This window comes from SAR324 cluster bacterium (assembly GCA_029245725.1).
In the GTDB taxonomy this organism is placed as follows: domain Bacteria; phylum SAR324; class SAR324; order SAR324; family NAC60-12; genus JCVI-SCAAA005.
The window spans coordinates 1-2,190 of record JAQWOT010000068.1 but is presented as its reverse complement, the minus strand read 5'-3'; the positions used below and the strand labels follow the sequence as shown (position 1 = coordinate 2,190).

The following is a 2,190-nucleotide window of genomic DNA, read 5'->3' as shown; positions in this document are numbered from 1 at the left end:
GCGATAAGGCCAAGTATCCTACACTTGCTCTAAAATCATCTAAGTGGGCAATGATTTTTTGGTGAGAGAGGGATACGAACTAGTAATTCGTCTCTCTACATTGTTGAGTAAAGGCTTTTTCTAATTTTTTATAAATTTGTTCGACAAGATATTCAATAGAACATCAATTGACATTAATGAATCAGGTGTAGATTATAGTTACAGTGGAAATGCTTAATTCAATTCTTTAAAAGACAATCATTGAAAAAAGTGTTGGAAAGTAGTGAAATGAATAATATCTAAAAAAAATTTTGGTGATAATTCCTTATTTTTTGAAGCCAGCGAAAAGGAATTTCTCAAACAGATGTAAGTTTGGGTTGATCAAAGGTTATTAGATAAAATTTTTCAGCCAATCTTACTGCAAGTTGAAATAAAGAATTATATTAGAAAGTGATGAGAATTTTTCAACTGATAATATCATAAATTGAGATTACCATGAAGATAAAATACTTGAAATGTGATTGGGGCATGGAAAATTTTGGTAACCCAAAAGAACGTCTTAAAATGTATAAGAATGCTGGTTATGACGGTGTTGAATGCGCAAATATTGGCATGGATGCACAAGAATTTGCTGATTACACAGAGGAATTGGGCTTAGAATATGTTGCTATGGTGTTTTGTGATACGGAGCAAGCATTTGAGGAGCAACTTACTGAAGTAATTAATAGAAGACCTATTTTAATCAACTGCCATCCTGGAAGAGATTTTTGGGATTTTGATCGAGGCTGTGATTTTTTTGCAAAAATTTTTAAAATAGCTTCATCTGTAGATGTTGAAGTACTTTATGAAACTCACAGAACAAGACTACTCTATGCACCATGGACTACGAAAAAGTATCTTGAAGAATTTCCTGACATGAATCTAACAGGCGATTTTAGCCATTTTACGACTGTCTCAGAGGGTAACATGTGTGGTGATGGATATAAGGAATTAATGGATTTCATCATACCAAGGACATTTCACTTGCATGCTCGCGTTGGCTATCAGAATGGACCACAAGTACCGGATCCAAGAACAGGTATGGGTTTACAGTGGACTGAACGCTTTGAGGAGTGGTGGGATAGAGTTATACAAAGTTGCAGTGATCAGGGGAGAAAATTTATTACAATTAATCCTGAATTCGGTCCACCAGAGTATCAGCCGTTTCACCCCTCATCGGGTAAACCACTGGCAGATATTTGGGACATATGCCTGTGGATGACTAATAGATTTAAAGAGCGTTGGGATCAGAATGCTTCTAGGCTCATCTGATAGAAACTAAGTCAAAAGATTACAGTTCTGATTTCTAGTTTTTGGATCATATCATCCACCCTAAAGATGTTTTTAATGAAAGTAATTGATTATAAATTCAATTAAAGCCTATTGATTATATTTGTTTGGTTTTGCTTCAACTTGAAAAAGTAGTGGCGCCAAAGCATACAGGAAGAATTTGGCGATAAGGCCAAGTATCCTACACTTGCTCTAAAATTATCCAAGTGGGTAACGGTTTTTGACAGGAGAGAGGGTACAAAGTGATACCCCACCCCAATAAGTTATTGAGTATAACCACAGCCTAGTTTTCGATAAATTAGTTCGACAAAATAATACTCACATAGGGTACTTTCTTAGGCATTCTCGCTTATGAATGTAGCTATTTTACTGACAGTTACACCTTGCGCAAAGTAATCAAAGGACTACGTCCAGTTTCCTGAAAAACACTGATCAGACCAGCTTCCTCCAAGCTTTTGAGTGCCCGCTGTTTGACACCACGGGATATATGAAACTTATCTAATAGTTCCTTCGGTAGTGTAACGGACTCCCTACTACTCCAGACAGATCTGAAGTGTAGGAGAATACCCACCATTAGTGCCGGTAACCCAAGCTGAGTAGCCGTTTCTATCCATAACATCTCTACTTTAGGATGCGGAAAGAACTTAGCTACTTGCTTTGATGGAATTTCAGCAAGTTGAGGATGCTTGTAGGCTAATTTCTTCTCCTCAATGGGTAACATAATATTAATAACAAGAAATAGAATAATAGATGGACCGGATGCACGCCAGTGTGCAGGTAGGTGTTCACCAGTGTGCAGGTTATCAGACTCTAATCTATGGGAAGTAGGTTCTCCGGGAGTAGACCCATTACCTTATCCCAAAATGCTCCTCCACGTTCTTC

At 37.3% G+C, this 2,190-nt stretch carries 2 protein-coding genes; one reads left to right on the top strand and one right to left on the bottom strand.

From position 1 onward, the window contains the following. Positions 1-474 precede the first annotated feature (474 nt). Positions 475-1,290, top strand: a complete 816-nt coding sequence (locus tag P8O70_03015; GenBank protein ID MDG2195853.1) for a hypothetical protein — start codon at positions 475-477, stop codon at positions 1,288-1,290. A 394-nt stretch (positions 1,291-1,684) separates the two neighbouring features. Here P8O70_03015 and P8O70_03010 read toward each other — a convergent pair whose 3' ends face one another. Further along, positions 1,685-2,029, bottom strand: coding sequence for a hypothetical protein (locus P8O70_03010; protein MDG2195852.1), 345 nt, complete (start codon positions 2,027-2,029; stop codon positions 1,685-1,687). Positions 2,030-2,190: the final 161 nt, after the last annotated feature.

Bases quoted from the DNA above. Each gene is read 5' to 3' on its own strand.
- P8O70_03015 (MDG2195853.1), top strand. From the start codon at position 475: ATGAAGATAAAATACTTGAAATGTGATTGGGGCATGGAAAATTTTGGT.
- P8O70_03010 (MDG2195852.1), bottom strand. From the start codon at position 2,029: ATGTTACCCATTGAGGAGAAGAAATTAGCCTACAAGCATCCTCAACTT.